The organism is Pseudomonas sp. O230, assembly GCF_045447035.1.
GTDB lineage: Bacteria > Pseudomonadota > Gammaproteobacteria > Pseudomonadales > Pseudomonadaceae > Aquipseudomonas.
On the sequence record NZ_JBJGXN010000002.1, the window covers coordinates 378,927 to 394,927 of the forward strand.

At 54.4% G+C, this 16,001-nt stretch carries 15 protein-coding genes; 6 read left to right on the plus strand and 9 right to left on the minus strand.

Annotated elements, in window-relative coordinates; genetic code table 11:
• Window positions 1–14 precede the first annotated feature (14 nt).
• The 3 genes from ACI77H_RS05060 to ACI77H_RS05070 all read left to right on the plus strand — a co-directional run bounded on the left by ACI77H_RS05060 (window position 15) and on the right by ACI77H_RS05070 (window position 4,235).
• Window positions 15–986 (plus strand): TniB family NTP-binding protein, encoded by a 972-nt coding sequence (locus ACI77H_RS05060; RefSeq protein WP_407010688.1) that lies wholly within the window; start codon window positions 15–17, stop codon window positions 984–986.
• Window positions 987–1,633: 647 nt separating this feature from the next.
• Window positions 1,634–2,887 carry a hypothetical protein gene (locus ACI77H_RS05065; RefSeq protein WP_407010689.1) on the plus strand — a complete coding sequence of 418 codons (1,254 nt, stop codon included), beginning with the start codon at window positions 1,634–1,636 and terminating at the stop codon, window positions 2,885–2,887.
• A 601-nt stretch (window positions 2,888–3,488) separates the two neighbouring features.
• Window positions 3,489–4,235, plus strand: coding sequence for a 3-oxoacyl-ACP reductase family protein (locus ACI77H_RS05070; protein WP_407010690.1), 747 nt, complete (start codon window positions 3,489–3,491; stop codon window positions 4,233–4,235).
• A gap of 62 nt (window positions 4,236–4,297) precedes the next feature.
• Here the strand turns inward: ACI77H_RS05070 and ACI77H_RS05075 are convergent, their stop codons facing one another.
• Window positions 4,298–4,993: an HAD-IA family hydrolase gene (locus ACI77H_RS05075; protein WP_150633972.1), complete on the minus strand. Its 696-nt coding sequence runs from the start codon at window positions 4,991–4,993 to the stop codon at window positions 4,298–4,300.
• 261 nt (window positions 4,994–5,254) lie between these two features.
• Between ACI77H_RS05075 and ACI77H_RS05080 the strand changes: the two genes are divergently transcribed.
• The 3 genes from ACI77H_RS05080 (at window position 5,255) to ACI77H_RS05090 (ending at window position 11,070) form a co-directional block, all read left to right on the plus strand.
• Window positions 5,255–10,123, plus strand: a complete 4,869-nt coding sequence (locus tag ACI77H_RS05080; protein WP_407010692.1) for an RHS repeat-associated core domain-containing protein — start codon at window positions 5,255–5,257, stop codon at window positions 10,121–10,123.
• A gap of 3 nt (window positions 10,124–10,126) precedes the next feature.
• Complete coding sequence (locus tag ACI77H_RS05085; RefSeq protein WP_407010694.1) at window positions 10,127–10,522, plus strand: hypothetical protein; 396 nt, start codon at window positions 10,127–10,129, stop codon at window positions 10,520–10,522.
• Between the two features lie 155 nt (window positions 10,523–10,677).
• A complete protein-coding gene (locus tag ACI77H_RS05090; protein WP_407010695.1) occupies window positions 10,678–11,070 on the plus strand; it encodes a hypothetical protein in 393 nt (130 codons plus the stop codon).
• A 119-nt stretch (window positions 11,071–11,189) separates the two neighbouring features.
• Here the strand turns inward: ACI77H_RS05090 and ACI77H_RS05095 are convergent, their stop codons facing one another.
• The 8 genes from ACI77H_RS05095 to ACI77H_RS05130 form a co-directional block, all read right to left on the minus strand.
• Window positions 11,190–11,411, minus strand: coding sequence for a hypothetical protein (locus tag ACI77H_RS05095; protein WP_407010697.1), 222 nt, complete (start codon window positions 11,409–11,411; stop codon window positions 11,190–11,192).
• Between the two features lie 109 nt (window positions 11,412–11,520).
• Window positions 11,521–11,709, minus strand: coding sequence for a hypothetical protein (locus ACI77H_RS05100; RefSeq protein WP_407010699.1), 189 nt, complete (start codon window positions 11,707–11,709; stop codon window positions 11,521–11,523).
• A gap of 127 nt (window positions 11,710–11,836) precedes the next feature.
• Window positions 11,837–12,265 carry a glycine zipper domain-containing protein gene (locus ACI77H_RS05105; RefSeq protein ID WP_407010701.1) on the minus strand — a complete coding sequence of 143 codons (429 nt, stop codon included), beginning with the start codon at window positions 12,263–12,265 and terminating at the stop codon, window positions 11,837–11,839.
• 190 nt (window positions 12,266–12,455) lie between these two features.
• Window positions 12,456–12,827 carry a hypothetical protein gene (locus tag ACI77H_RS05110; protein WP_017337435.1) on the minus strand — a complete coding sequence of 124 codons (372 nt, stop codon included), beginning with the start codon at window positions 12,825–12,827 and terminating at the stop codon, window positions 12,456–12,458.
• A gap of 309 nt (window positions 12,828–13,136) precedes the next feature.
• Window positions 13,137–13,325: a hypothetical protein gene (locus ACI77H_RS05115; RefSeq protein ID WP_407010703.1), complete on the minus strand. Its 189-nt coding sequence runs from the start codon at window positions 13,323–13,325 to the stop codon at window positions 13,137–13,139.
• A 178-nt stretch (window positions 13,326–13,503) separates the two neighbouring features.
• Window positions 13,504–13,824, minus strand: a complete 321-nt coding sequence (locus ACI77H_RS05120) for a YbjQ family protein (RefSeq protein WP_008027329.1) — start codon at window positions 13,822–13,824, stop codon at window positions 13,504–13,506.
• 27 nt (window positions 13,825–13,851) lie between these two features.
• Window positions 13,852–15,138 (minus strand): serine hydrolase domain-containing protein, encoded by a 1,287-nt coding sequence (locus ACI77H_RS05125; RefSeq protein ID WP_407011038.1) that lies wholly within the window; start codon window positions 15,136–15,138, stop codon window positions 13,852–13,854.
• Window positions 15,139–15,257: 119 nt separating this feature from the next.
• A complete protein-coding gene (locus ACI77H_RS05130; protein ID WP_407010705.1) occupies window positions 15,258–15,971 on the minus strand; it encodes a phosphocholine cytidylyltransferase family protein in 714 nt (237 codons plus the stop codon).
• Window positions 15,972–16,001 lie beyond the last annotated feature (30 nt).

Consider the following 16,001-nt stretch of genomic DNA (forward strand, 5'->3'; position numbering starts at 1 on the left):
AAGGTGGACCGGTTATGAACATCTCCCCTAATGGGATCAATATCAACGAGGCTCTTGAAGCACTTGCGGCGTGTACCGTTTGTTACCCGGAATATCTTGAGGCGATGCGCCTTATTAGCAAGTGCTTCATCGCCACGCGCAACCGCAAAGATCCATCATCGGCCATGCTTATAGGCCCAACTGGGGTGGGAAAAACCCGCTTGTGCCACATGATCGAAAAGCAGTTAGGACCAATCACGATCACTCGCCGTCCTGAATGCGTGAAAGAAATTCGCCCTTGCGTGTACATCGAACTACCGGAATCTGCCACGATAAGAAGCTTGTCCATGGTAATGGCCAGAACTCTGAATGAATCCCCGTATGACAGGCAAAGTATTACAACTTTGGAAACCCTGATCATCGAGAGACTGATTACAATGGAGGTCCAACTGGTGATTCTTGACGACTTCCACCACATAGCGGAAAAAGGCAGATCCATAACAAAAAGCTCATTATGCAACTGGCTAATGAAACTGCTAAACAATTCTGGAATACCGTTTTTAGTGTCTGGGTCACCTCAGGCGGAAAAACTGATAAACCAAGTTCAGGAGTTAAGTGATCGTTTCCCCTATCGTGCCAATTTGAAGCCTCTTCCATTAGCTGAAGAGCAACCCACCTCTGTCTTGCTGGGTGTAATCGCTGGTTTGCAGCAAGAAATGATCCGGTTAGGAAAACTAACAAAATACCCCCACCTGAGCGACCCCAATCACTATAAAGCCGTGTATATGGCGACACAAGGAAATTTTAGACGATTAAGCAACTTGCTTCACGACACCTTCAGCATCGCTCTTACCCGTGGCGATCATACCCTTTCAATAGATGATTTTTCGCGCGCTGCTGATGACCTCTCATTTTGCTGCAACCCAAATTACTTCCGCATGCCCCCAAAACAGTTGAATAACGCCATTAAGGCTAAAATCAATCGTTCTTCGGAAACGACAAGATGAACAAAATATGTTACGTCGCAACCCCCCGAGACTGGGAAAGTCCCAAAGGAGTAGTGATGAGGACCTCACTTCATAATGGATATGGTAATGTGGCAGCCATGTGTGCATCTTTAGAGACTCCTTGTAACGGAGACGGACTCGATTTGCTATCGGAGCAATCGCTGCTATTCACGACGCTCGCCACTGCAACGCCGCAAATTGCGCATTCGTTATTGGCCAACTCCTATAGTGTAGACAACAACGACGCAGCAAGTTGGATCATCGACAAACTCAGGTTTCACCGGTCGCAATTTACTCATCACTTCAGTTATTGCCAAGAATGCTTGCAGGACGAGCTGATCAGCGTATTTCAGGACTTGACCAGTTTGCCAATATGTCCGTTTCATCGAACAATGATGATCACATCCTGTCCTGACTGTCACCAAAGTGAACACTGGACTACGGCTCATCTACTTTTTTGCAAATGCGGACGCGACCGGCGGAACACGCCCGGCCAACGTGGAATGCTTTTTCATGGAGAGTACGTCGAAACGTTCGGCCCATCCGCGGGCGTTAATGTACTCTCGAAAATGGTTGGAGTCGCCCTAACGGCCGAGGCGGTTTGGCATTCGAGAAAGCCCAGCACAGAGAAAAGATCGTGCTGTGTTATGGATGAAGTGCTAAATCATGCAAAAAAAATGATGACTACCCAGCTGTCGAGATACCCAGGATTTATGCGCTCACAACACCTATCAGCCTGGAACTCCAGTCATCCAATATTAGCCGAGCTCGCAGAAGACACCTTCAAAGAACCAAATAAAATAAATAAAAATTGTATTGCTGGCATATGTTGTGCCGATGTCGAATTTACAGTCGATCAACTTATTTACTCATTGGGCGACTGGAAGAATTGGACAGAAGAAAAACAATTCATCTCAAAAAATTTTAACATCCATCGCCACGGTACCGCCAATCACTATTACCGATGTCACATCCCTATTTGTAGGCTGGCTCGTGGTGTAAAAGACCGCGACCTGCATCTTAAAACGGCAGATAAAGCGCTTGAATCCAATTATGTATCTACCGTCGACGCTGCCGCGCTACTTCAGTGCAGTAGCGGGGAAATTTTACAGCTTGCAGAACTGGGTTATTTGCAAAAGCTCAAGAAAAACAAAAAAAAATCCGGATGCGGATACCCCACCCTGATCAGCCGACGCTCGATCCAAAACTTTAATAATTCGTTCATTCTAGTTGGAAAAATAGCAAAATCATTAAATACAACACCCATAAAAGCAGTTCGCCTTCTAAACCAGTTTGGCATCGCTTCGGACCACAAGAGGCTAGGCCCATATGTATATGAACAACATAAAATTTACTTCATCCAAGAGGAATTAGAGAAAGCACTGGCCAGCCCTTCGCTGCTTTACCCTATAGCGCTACCGCCGACACGGTGGGTGTATAACACTTTTAATATTCATAATTCAAACCTGGACCATACCGAGACGCCCTCTTCTGCTCAACCGGACTTGCTAGAAGGATCAGCGGCCGAAAACAACGTATGTTGCTTTACAACCCACCAAGCGGCAACTTTCTTAAATATTAACGGCCGACTTTTGCATTACCGCTTCGTACTGACAGGTCTAATAATTCCCGAGTTCATTGATGACACACCCTATTATTCACTGATACACATTCAGAGCATGAGTCACCACCTGCAGCACCACATCTCATTAGAACAAGCAACCGAGGCACTGAACTGCGGACGAAAAAAAATCTCTCAATTGATAAATACCTTCGAACTTAAATCCTCCTGCACGCTAGTTTATTCAAATGGAGACAGACAATTATTATATGATAAAGATGACATCGACCAACTAAAAAACCTCCAAAAAACTAAAAAAACAAAGACCACACTTCGATAGCGGTAGTTCAATGCACAAAGCAGACCTCTAACAGAGGCTATGCTTGTCATGGCATCACCTTCTAGCCCATGGCCGAGGTTCGACTGCATTTACTTACTTATACACCGCCAGACATAGTTGCGAATCACTCGAAAATTCCAGAAGCATAAAACTACATTTCCCGTGACCTAATGTATCAGGTGCCATTCCACCAAAACTCCTATCAATCAAGCGTTACTAAAGCGTTAGAAAACAAGTACATCATTTTCTCGCCTGCCTCCAGATCACTCCGAGCGTCTACCTAGGTAGAGTAGTGCACCAATCTCAAAGTCAGTATCAAGAAAAATTCTGGCCTCAGCGCAGAAAATCGGTCCAACACCTACCCTCGCAACACTGCCAATAACTCACATGAAAATTGTTAAATTCAAATGATCAAAAAATTAATATTTTTACAATCAAATGCAATTCTATTTTATTTTCAAATGACACGCCGATCGTAACCTCTTGATCTGTAATGCTGTGATTTTATGTTCTGATGACCACCGAAGACAGCCTGTAATCCTGAATCGATACTAGGCTCCATCAACCGAGGCATCTCGCCCCGGCGACTTTGGAGATCGACATGACTACTCAGAACCTCAGCGGCAAAGTGGCTTTGATTCAAGGCGGTTCCCGCGGTATCGGCGCCGCCATCGTCAAACGCCTGGCCGCTGAAGGCGCGACTGTTGCCTTCACCTACGTAAGCTCCACGGCCAAGGCCGAAGAACTGCAAAACAGCCTCACTGCCAACGGCGGCAAAGCGCTGGCCATCAAGGCCGACAGTGCCGACGCCGAGGCGATTCGCAACGCCGTCAGCGCCACCGTGAACGCCTTCGGTCGCCTGGACATCCTGGTCAACAACGCTGGCGTGCTGGCCGTCGCCCCACTGGAAGATTTCAAACTCGAAGACTTCGACCAGACGCTGGCAATCAACGTGCGCAGCGTGTTCATTGCCACCCAGGCCGCCGCGAAACACATGACCGAAGGCGGTCGCATCATCAACATCGGCAGCACCAACGCCGACCGCATGCCCTTCGCCGGCGGTGGCCCGTACGCCATGAGCAAAGCGGCGCTGGTCGGTCTGACCAAAGGCTTGTCCCGCGACCTCGGGCCACGCGGCATCACCATCAACAACGTGCAACCGGGCCCGGTCGACACCGACATGAACCCGGCCAGCGGCGACTTCGCCGAAAGCCTGATCCCGCTGATGGCCGTGGGTCGTTATGGCAAAGCGGAAGAAATCGCCAGCTTCGTCGCCTACCTTGCGGGCCCGGAAGCGGGTTACATCACTGGCGCCAGCCTGACCATCGACGGTGGTTTTGGCGCCTGATACAAGTCAGTCATACGCCAAACAAATGTGGGAAGGGCCCGGCCCTTCCCACATTTCCAGCATCAAGCCCACTCAAGCGCCGGCAAACCGCAAGCGCTCGGTTTGAACGCTTTCAGCGTACGAAGAATGCCATCCGCGTGTGCGTATTTTTCATCGGCCATCGCCGCATCAGGGATCGCAATCGCCGTCATCCCCGCCGCTTTCGCCGCAGTCACGCCGAACGGTGAATCTTCGAACACCAGGCAATCCTCGGGCGCCACGCCCAGGCGTCGCGCTGCGGTGAGAAAGATGTCCGGCGCCGGTTTGGCCGCGCCGACTTCCGGGTCATCGGCCGTCACGACGAAGTCGAACAGCGCAAACCAGTCACGGTGCAAGGTGGTTTTCTGGCCGAACGACTGGCGCGACGAACTGGTGCCCACCGCGATCGGAATGTTGTTGGCCTTCAAATGCCGCACCAGTTCCTCGGCACCGGGCATCGCCAGCGCAGTCGGAAAACGCTCGCGCATCAGCGGCTCGCGGATCACCAGGAATTCCTCGGCAGTAATCGGCAGATCCAGCGCCTCGACCACATAACGCGCCAGATCACCCGCGCCACGGCCGATGATGTTTTGTTTGACGCTCCAGTCGAAGGTCCGGCCATAGCGCCCGGCAATGATGGACGTGACCTCGGTGTAAATGCCCTCGGTGTCCAGCAGCAAGCCGTCCATGTCGAAAATCACGGCTTTGATCGGGCCGAACTCTTTCAGTGGTGCATTCATCGCGTCTGATCCGTTTTTAATGACATCCCGGTCGGCTCAGGCACGGCTGATTCCGGGATTTGATTAAAGGGTTCAGCAGCATAGCGAGCGCGGTCGGCAGAGAGCAACGGGCAATCTCCCGACGGTGACAAAACCTTCGCCGCAGCGCTGAGCATGATTTAGCGATTCGCCCTACAACAAACGCCTCTTTTCCCGACTTCTTTCCTCGTTGATCCCCCGCAAAGTCTCGCGACCCAAATTGATTCACCCGAGGGACCGCGAATGTTCAACCCTGACAAGGTCCTGGCCTTGAACAACGCCATCGGCCTGTTGGTGGTGGCAGCCATGAACCCCGAGCAACCGGACGTTGAAGCACTGCTCGGCGATTTTCGCCTGTGCCTTAACGACTACGAGGCCTGGGCGGAAAACTTCTGGACGGGGTGGGCACTGGATGTCGAGCAAGTGTTCAAGGTCGGCAACGACGTCCGTTTGAGCGCGCCGAAGGACTCCACGACCCCTGTCAGCTCGATACTCGCCACGTGCCCGGCCAGCGGTCCGTTGACCCTTGTGCATATGTTCGACGCGGTCCGTTTCGTGCCCATCGGTGATACGCCGGTGATGCTCGAACTGATCACGGAAAAGAGTAACGGCGAGCTTACCTTTGGAGAACCGACCCATCACATCATCGGCCCCGGCGGCATCCTCGAAATCCCCGAGTGCTGGCGCGGTCATCGTTACCGCATCACCTTCTTTCCCCACGTTTCCACCGCTCACGTCCAAGCGCTTTATAGCTCCTATCAAAGCGTGATCGATGAGCTTGAAGGCTGGTTGCGCAACGAGTGGACCAGCGAATTTCAACCGTTATGGGCGGGGTTTTCCGAAGCCCGTTTCACCGAACGCTACGGCATGCTGCAACGGGCCGACTGGCGCGGATTCGAGAAGTCGCTGCACGGTTTGTGGGATGACGTGAAGCAAATCTACGCCCTGATCGCGGACCTGCAGGCCAATAGCGAAAAGCTCCTTGAATACCTGACCGAACTTGAGCTTGAGACATTGCTGAAGGCTCCGGCCGAGGCCATCGCCAATCTGATGCTGGTGTTGAGTGATGAACCGTTGATGTTCATTCATCTCGCGGCTTTCACCAGTTGGCTGCGCATGTTGCCGCCGCAGTACATCGCCGAAGTGGTCGCGGAAATTCGTACAGAAATACTCGTCGCTTTCCTGCTGGTGCGCCTCACAAGTCCTATAGGCCTGAAACTCGGTATCAGCGCCAGGGTGCTGGGCAAGGTCAAGTCCAAGCGAGCCCGACAATGGCTGACTGCCGCGAGTCTGCGCCTGACCGAACTCACGACAACGTCTGATCTGAGCCATCACGCCGGCACCCTCAAACCGCTGATGCTCAACGCGCGGAACGTGCCGCTAAGCCCCGCGCCGGCGACTCCGTTGCACATCACCACGGGTGAATCACCGATCGTGCGGGTGAACAACCCGGTCGCTATTGCCCGTGACAAGTCCGAAGCCAAGACGCGCCTGAGCCGCCAGGAACATCGAGATGACGCCCCTGCTCCCGCGCAAAACCCGAACGGCGACAGCGTTGATTCCGCGGATAGAACCACGACCAACGGCTGCCCGGTATCGATGGTGACCGGCGAAGAACTGCTGACCCTGATCGATGGTTCCCTGGATGGGCGGTTGCCGTTCGAGTTCATCCGCACGTATCGCACCAGTGCCGTCGGAATCGACTGTGGGCTCGGATTTGGCTGGAGCCATGCCCTTGCACATCGGCTGGAAATCGACGGCGAACAGGTTATCTGGATCGACCACGAAAACCGTCGCACCACCTTCCCTGTACCCAACGTCGAACGCCCGACCATTCACAACAGCCTGTCGCGAGCGGCGATTTTCCTGGGGGCTGAGTCGGAAGAACTGATCCTCGCAATGGCAGGCGAAGCGACACGTTTTTACCACTTTCGTACAGGCCGACTGACAGCGATCAGCGATGCGTATGGCTATCGTCTGACAGTGCAGCGGGACACCGCCGACAGAATCATGCGTCTCGACAACGGCGCCGGGCGTTCGCTGCGATTGCGCTACGACCGCCGACACCTCGCCGCCGTCGAGTATCAGCGCTTTCATCCCGCCGCCACCCTGGACGATGCCTGGCGCACCGAACAAACACTGGTTACCTACCGCTATGACGCCTGCCATCGTTTGATCGAAGCGACGAACGCCGCCGGCGAAAGCGAACGTTACGACTACGACGACCAGCACGTCATTCTGCAGCGGCAATTGGCCGGTGGCGCGAGCTTCTTCTGGGAGTGGGAAAGGTCCGGCAAGTCTGCGCGATGCATCCGACATTGGGCGTCGTTTTCGCAGATGGACACGCGCTATGCCTGGGATGACAACGGTGGCGTGCAGGTTAAAGACATTGATGGCAGTGAAGCGGTTTACCAACACGACGATCGAGCACGCCTGGTGCGACGTGTCGAACCCGACGGGGCGGAACACCTCAACGTCTATGACGACCACGGGCAACTGATTGCCGAAAGGAATCCGCTCGGTGCAATTACCCGCTACCGCTATGACGAAGCCGGACGGCTGATTGCCCTGATTCCAGCCGAAGGTGAGCCAACGTCCTACGAGTACCGCAATGGTTTCCTGCATGCGCGGTCTCGCGGCAACGCCGTGTGGAAGTATCAGCGCAATGCTCAGGGTGAGGTCATCGAGGCGACCGACCCCGAAGGGCATGCCACCCACTATCACTACGATGAAAAAGGCCTGCTGCTGTCGATCCGCTTTCCGGACAACAGTCGGCATGTCTTCGTCCGGAATGCCTTGGGCCAACTGATCGAAGAGACGTTGCCGAATGGCGGTCAGCGGCGTTTTTCCTACGATGCGTTGGGCCGGCAGGTGACCCGTCAGAACGAACACGGTGCCGTCACCCGTTATTCATGGGATGTCGTGGGACGACTGATTCAGACGACGTTTCCCACAGGCGCCAGCCGTGCCTTCAGCTACAACGCCTACGGCAAGATCACCGCCGAACGCGATGAACGGGGTCGCATCACGCGCTTTGAATATGCCGATGATTTGCACCTGATCAGCCGCAGGCTCAATCCCGATGGCACACAACGGCTTTATCGGTACGACAACGCACGGTTGTTGCTGACCGAAATCGAGAATGAGTCCGGCGAAAAATATCAGCTGGACTACACGCGCAATGGATTGATCCGACAGGAAACCGGATTCGATGGCCGACGCACCGCGTATGCCTACGACCTCAATGGACAGCTACTGGAAAAAACCGAGTTCGGCGACGACGGCTCGCAATGGGTCACGGCTTATCAACGGGATTCGACGGGACGGCTACTGGTCAAGACGCTGCCCGACGGCGTCAATATCGAGTACCGCTACGACAGCCTTGGCCGACTGGTCAGTGTCGATGACGGTCACGATCACCCGCTGGAGTTCGAGTACGACCAGCAGGGTCGACTCGTCACCGAACACCAGGGCTGGGGTACGCTGCGTTATGGCTACGACGCCTGCGGCCAACTCAACCATCTGCGCCTGCCCGACAACAGCAAACTCGATTACCACCACGCCAAGGGGGGTGCACTGACGGCCATTGACCTCAATGGCGCCCGCCTGACAGCTCACACCTTTTTCGCCGGCCGCGAACAGAACCGTCAACAAGGCCGGCTGCTCAGCGACTATCAGTATGACGATCAAGGCCGACTGAACGCCCAGGCTGTCCGGCAAAACCTGCAACCACTGTATCGCCGCGATTATGCCTACAGCGCCAACGGCAACCTCGACCACATTGCCGACAGCCGCAACGGCCAGCGCAGCTATCACTACGATTCGCTCGATCGCCTGATCCGCGTCCGCCACTCCCGAGACCACCAACCGGAAAACTTCGCCCACGATCCGGCCGGCAACCTGCTGATGCAGGACCGCCCCGGTCCGGCCACGGTCAAAGGCAATCGCCTGCTGATGCAAGGCGACCGTCACTACGATTACGACGCCTTTGGCAACCTGATCCGCGAACGCCGCGGCACGGCACAAAAACTGGTCACCGAGTACCGTTACGACTGTCAGCACCGACTGATCAGCGTCACCCTGCCCAACGGCAGCCAGGCGACTTACCGCTACGATGCCTTCGGCCGCCGCATCAGCAAAAACGTCGATGGCCACACCACCGAGTTTTTTTGGCAGGGCGACAACCTCGTCGCCGAAAGCAGTCGCGAGCACTACCGCAGCTACGTCTACGAACCTGGCAGCTTTCGCCCGCTAGCCATGCTCGACGGCAAAGGCCCGCGCAACGCCTGCCCGTTCTACTACCAGCTCGATCACCTCGGCACACCACAAGAACTCACCGACTACAGCGGCGAAATCGTCTGGGCCGCCCAATACACCGCCTACGGCCGACTCACCCGCCTCAACCGCGACACCCACCAGATCCTCGACCAGCCGCTGCGGTTTCAGGGCCAGTACTTCGACTCGGAATCGGGTTTGCACCACAACCGGCATCGGTATTACCAGCCTGAGCTTGGACGGTATTTGACGCCGGATCCGAGCAAGTTGGGCGGAGGATTGAACCAGTACCAGTACACGCGGAATCCGACGGGATGGGTCGATCCGTTGGGGTTGAGTGATTGTCCGGGGGCGGGGAGGTGTGGGGCGGCTGGAAGGGTGGAAGACCCAGTCCACAAGATTGAAACTGGTGAGGGGGAGCCTGCGCTTCCCTCTTCGGTTAAAGAAGGTGAATATCTATATCGTGGTGATCTACGTCGCCCAGACGATATTTTTCAAACGGGATTTGTAAGTCTTGGGGACAGCACCGATTTATTACTTCATGCTTGGGATAATAAAAATCCACCTAGCAATTTTGTAAGTACATCAACTGATCGTGAAGTCGGCATAGACTTTGGCACTAGGTTTAGAACCATGAAGGGTTATTTGTACACATTGAAAAAAATCCCCGGACACGACATCAACAAAGAGCTTCACCCCAATGACATCCCGTATAGCTATGAAAATGAAATAGCTATTCCGGGCCGAATAAAAAGCGAAGACATTCTAGGTGCCACCCCTCTGAAAAAAGATGGCAGTTACGTGGGACATTCAATACCAAACCCTAGAAGGAACTAATCCATGACCATTAAAACTATATCTGTGCTGATCGACAAAGAAATGAAGTCAGTCGTAATGGATTACGACGAACATCCACCAACCATACGTATCACAACGGAAAACGGTCAAACAAAAAAATTTACAGGGCAAGATGTTTATGAGTGTCTTGGAAAAATCTTAAAGGACATGCCAGAAGCCAAATTCCTGTGCAAAGGAGCAAAGCTAAATGTGCGCCCTTCATCCATGTCATCACAGATGACGTCGGGGATTATGGCTTACGAACATACATTAGGCTCGCGTATTACCAGAAAAAATTTAGTGAACATTTTCGACTACGACGACCAAGACATCATTAATGATCCACAGATGCAGACAGACTTTTTCTTTCTATGGCTGAAATCCATTAAGCAGCCATAAAATTGAGAAGACTAGAATAATTTGTTATCTATTTCACAATCATTGAGCTAAAAGCACAGCACTTATAAAAAATCAACAAAGGCCCTCCAAGCCCCATTGCATACGCGGCGATCAGCGACAAAGTTTACTCACACCAGTCCGGACAAAAAGCCAACATGAATAAAATAGAAATCCGCACAAACACTAGAGGACACATTCAAACAGCAGAAATAAAACTTGATTCAAAACAGTTGTCGTTATCTTTATTTATGGAAAACGGCATAAGAAAAACATACACAGCTCATGATTTTTACGTATGTTTTGGCTTATTGCGAGCAGACATCCCGAATACTAAATTTTTGTGCAAAGGCGCCAAACTCAATGTGTATCCATCTAGAATGTCATCACAAATGTCCTTGGGGTTGATGGCATATGAGCTTGAACTGGGTAGGCCAGCCGAATGCTATGATGTAGTCAGAATCTTTGATTATGAGGAGAGCGATATTACTAATGACATTCAGCAGCAGCGAAATTTTTACAAACGCTGGGTGAACTCTTTAACAGGCTAATTCTGGCTAACGTAATAGCCTCGGGGCCTAGGGGCGCAATCAAATTATTCGTGCAGACAGCTATTATAAAGCTGGCACGAGCTAAGTGGCGGATGGTAGGCAAGTCCTTACGCACAAGCTTAGCTGGGTTGGCCGGAACCATCCTCCCCCGCAATATCCGGATCATCAGGAAGCGCTTCAACATCAGTATCACTGCGCCTTACATCACCATCAGGCACCTGTTCCACCCCAACCTCTTCATCATCCGGCGGCCGCTGATCACGACTCAGCGAATCAGTCGGCGAAGGCAGCGGATACTCGGGGGTGTCATCGATGTCGGTATCTTTCGAATCAGCGTTCATAAAGCACCTCTCAAAGAGCGTGAAAAACAAGCTCCTGAAAATTCGATGGCACCACGATGAAAACTGTTCGATCAAGGAGACGACCGGTCACTCCAATCATTACGGCTGATCATTGCTGGTCTTCGTCCTCATCCTCGTCTTCAAACTCAGTCAGCCCTACGTCACCCGCGTCATCGGCATCGTTGAGCGGCACCGTCGCGTCATCAATCAGTGAACCAGGATCTTCGTTGCCAGGGTCGTTGATGAACGGAAGTCCGCTTGGGCCTTTTTCTTCGTTGCCTTCGGTTTCGGGAGTCATGGCATGCCTCATAACATTCAGGTGGGTATAAAGTTCGAGGCGGGCTGAGGTCAATCGTTCCGATGTCATGCTCGCGAAAACGAAAAACCCGGCACGAGGCCGGGTTTTACTGTCACTGACTGTCGACTCAGTGATGTTTGTTCTTGTGCTTATTCTTATGCTTGTTTTTGTGCCCGCTGCCGGAATGGGAGCCGCCGCTGTCAGTGCCCAGGTTATTGCCCACTGCACCACCCGCTGCGCCGCCGAGGCCTGCGCCAATGGTCGAACCAGTGGAGCCGCCAAGGCTGTTACCAATCACCGAACCGCCCGCCGAACCCAAACCACCACCGACCGCCGCTGCGGTGCGACTGCCTTTGGGCGCACCAATAGCGCTGCCCGCCGCGCCGCCCACGCCTGCGCCAATCGCGGCACCGGTGCTGCCGCCCATCTGCTGACCCACCACGTTACCCAATGCACCGCCAATACCACCGCCAACAGCTGCGGTGCCATCACCGGCAGCCATCGCACCTTGAGCGACCAAAAGTCCCAGAAACAACGTGGACAATGTCAAACGCATGATATGAACCTCTAATTCCGCATCGGGGGAAAAGTACGCGCTGCGGATGGGCGGAGTCTAGCACCTACCCCCACTGAATCCGGCCAGCGATGACGGTTCGACCGCTAAAGATGCCATAGCCGTGAAGGAGAAATAGCCAGATACAAAAAGCCCGGCATCAAGCCGGGCTTTTCAAGCGGATCGATCAGGATCAGTGACGCTTATGGCCCTTGGCCAGGTTGCTGCCCACGCCGCCGCCCAAAGCACCGCCCAAGCCTGCGCCGATGGTCGAACCGGTCTTGCCGCCCAAGCTGTTGCCGATCACCGAGCCGCCCGCTGCACCGACGCCACCGCCGATGGCCGCTTTGGTGCGGCTGCCTTTGCGTGCTGCAACAGCGCTGCCGGCGGCGCCCGCTACGCCAGCACCAATCGCTGCGCCAGTGCTGCCGCCCATGCTTTGGCCGACGACGTTACCCAGCGCGCCACCCAGACCGCCACCCAGCGCGGCAGTGCCGTCGCCAGCAGCCATTGCACCTTGAGCAACCAAAAGCCCCAGAACCAGAGCGGGCAGTGTTAAACGCATGACAAGAACCTCAAAAATAGGGGGAAATCAAAAAGGGTCGAGATTGAATGCTTTAGCGGCGAGAAAGTCCAGACATACAGACCCAACCTCAGCATCGGCGACGGTTGGACAGCGTTTATGGAAAAGGTTTTATGACAGGCAAAAAAAAGCCCGCTGGGGAGACGGGCCAGGTGTTGCTTCTAACGGATGAGCTCAGACTACGTAAGACCTTGTGAAAACCTTGTGAAAAATCTGGCGGAAAACAAACGCGGCAAAAAATGTTTCAGGCATAAAAAACCCCGTTCAATGACGGGGTCTGGAGATGATGGGTTACTTCCTGACAGGGGCCGCTACCTTGGGTAAAAATTTCGCCTTCGGCCCTCGGGGCACCTGGGATTTCATTTTGCCGAGCTTGACCTGATCGTCACCGTAAGCCACCACATAGTCTGTCTGGCCACACTGCACGCAATTGTTGATCGGAAATTCAGCACCGTCGTCTTCGATATACGGATCAGCCATCTTTTCGCCCCTCTCAAATGCGGGATCGATACCGGCAAGCCCTATTTGCCTGAAACATACCGACCACCAAGCGTTTGAGACTAGTCGGTCATTACCGGACTTGTAATTCAGTTTCCACAACGCCCGACGAATGGCCCGCACCGTTTCCTACAAAAAAACACATAACCCGTTGCCTGACTCACCTCAGTTTGACGGCGGTCCCGGTTACAAATACCACCACCATGCCGCCCTTGCCCGCCGGCATGCTGATCTCATAATCGAGCCCCACCACTGCGTCGGCCTGTAACGCCCGCGCCCGCTCCTTGATCTCGTCGGTGGCCTGAATCCGCGCCTCCTTCAATGCACGCTCCAAGGTTTGAGAGCGCCCGCCGAAAAAATCCCGCATCCCGGCGAACATGTCGCGGATAACGTTGACACCCTGCACCGACTCGGCACTGACGATGTCCAGGTATGCGGTGATTTGACGGCCTTCGATGGCGTGGGTTGTGGTGGTGATCATGGGCATTCCTTCCTCATAAATAGTCACTCAAGGCAACCTGGACAGATAGTTGGCCAACGCATCAAAAGCAGGCAACGTAACAGGATCATTCGCCGCATTGCTGGCAACCGGGTGCGAGGCGTAGCGAACAATCACCATCTCGGCCTGCGGATCGATATAGATGCGCTGCCCATGAACACCGCGCGCCATGAACGCCCCGCCATCCTTGTTCGTCACCCACCACATCGACCGGTAACTCCAGCCTTTCAGCAAGTCATACCCGGCCTTGGCAAAAACCTGTTTGTCGCCACCACGACGGATATCGTCCACCACCGCTTTCGGCACGATCTGTTGACCATTGAACCAACCTTCATTGCGCAGCATTTCACCGAACCGCGCCAGATCCCGCAAGCCGGTATTCAAGCCGCCGCCGGCAAACGGCGTGCCGATGGAATCCACGGTGAAATAGGCATCCTGCTCGGAGCCCAGCCGACTCCAGATACGCTCGGACAACAACTGCGCGACAGTGCGACCGGTGGCTCGGGCGATGACCCAACCCAGTACATCGGTATTGACGGTCTTATAGCCGAACGCCTTTCCATGCTCACCTTGTAACTGAACCGTCTGCAAAAACTCGTAGTAACTTCTCGGGCCGCTGTAGTCCTTTGGCTTGGGCAACGGGCTGCCGGCTTTTGCATGCGCCCAGACCTCGGCATTCGGGTCGGCGTAGTCTTCGCTGTACTTGAGCCCGGTGGTCATATCGAGGACCTGGCGCACCGTGGCGCTACCAAACGCGGAGGCGGCCAATTCGGGGACGTAATCGGCGATGGTCTTGTTCGCATCGATTGTCCCTTGCGCGACCAACATCGCCCCCAGCGTGCCAACCACAGATTTGGTCACCGACATCGCCGCGTGCTGGCCTTGCGGCTTCAGTACACCGAAGTAGCGTTCGTACACCACCTTGCCGCGGTGCATCACCACAATCCCGTCGGTGTAAGTCGCGGCCAACGATTGATCCCACGTCATCGACGCCTTTGCACCGAGCGGCGTGAAGGTGATCGCGTCGACGTCTTTAAGCAACGCCGATTCCAACGGAATCGGTGCCCCCAGGCCCCGCGAAACATTGATCGTCGGCATGAGCTGGCGGAAGTTGGAGACACTCCAGCGCATTGCCGGGAACTGGAAGTAACTGCCGTCTTCAAAGCGCACAGTGCGATCGGCCGGCGGTGGCGCGCCGACCATCCAGCCGAGTTTCGCGGGGTCGCTGGCGTTTGCGTCAGGGAAGGTTGCAGGGGGGGATGCAGTGGCCAGTGATGAAACGATGGACATCATCATGGCGGAGGCAAGTATCGCCAACCAGCGGGTTGCAGCGGCAGAACAAGACATGGTGGCGATTCCCTTCGAAGGTCCTGATTATCTTTCAAGGGGCGAAAGCGCAGATTCTGCAGCCCCAATTATTGATACAGAAAGAGGTCCTCTGAAGAGTCCACTTCTCCCCACTCTCCAGTGTACGCAACGGCGTGTATCGGCACCCGACCCGCGTCGATGACCTGCTGAAGAGTGTTCGTCATGTGCACCTTGTCACACTGTTCCGCGGTCAAGGCCCGGCGCAGCCGGACGACCTCTGCCCATCCCTCGGGCGTGAAGCGCAGAAGCCCCATGTACTGGCCCTGAACATCGTCGACGGATGTCGGTTTGTTGCCGATTTCGATCAAGGAGTCATCAGAGGCCAGGCGGAAGGTTTCGGCATCCAGCAAGGGATCGCCAAAGCGCTGTGTCCAGAGCGCCAGCCAGTTCGGGTCATAGGTGACGGCCAGGGAAGCCTTGCATGCCATTAACGACTGGACCGCTGCGGGGCTGTAGAAGATGTCGGAATAACTCACGATGCACGGAGCGTCCTGCAACCAGGCTTCAGCACACGCCAATGACGAGACCATGTTGGTGTGCGCCCAGTGAGGATTATGGAACTCGATCAACCCCTGGTCTGCCAACACTTCGCGCTTGTAGCCGGTCACGATGGCTATCTCGCGTATGCCTGCACCGCGCAGCGCCAAAAGTTGCCACTCCAGCAGGGTCTTGCCACGCAATTCGACCATGCACTTCGGACGTTCATCCGTGAGGCTTTTCATGCGGCTGCCACGTCCGGCAGCCAGAATAATGGCTTTCACAACAGTCCTTCCTAATGAAATGTCTTGAAG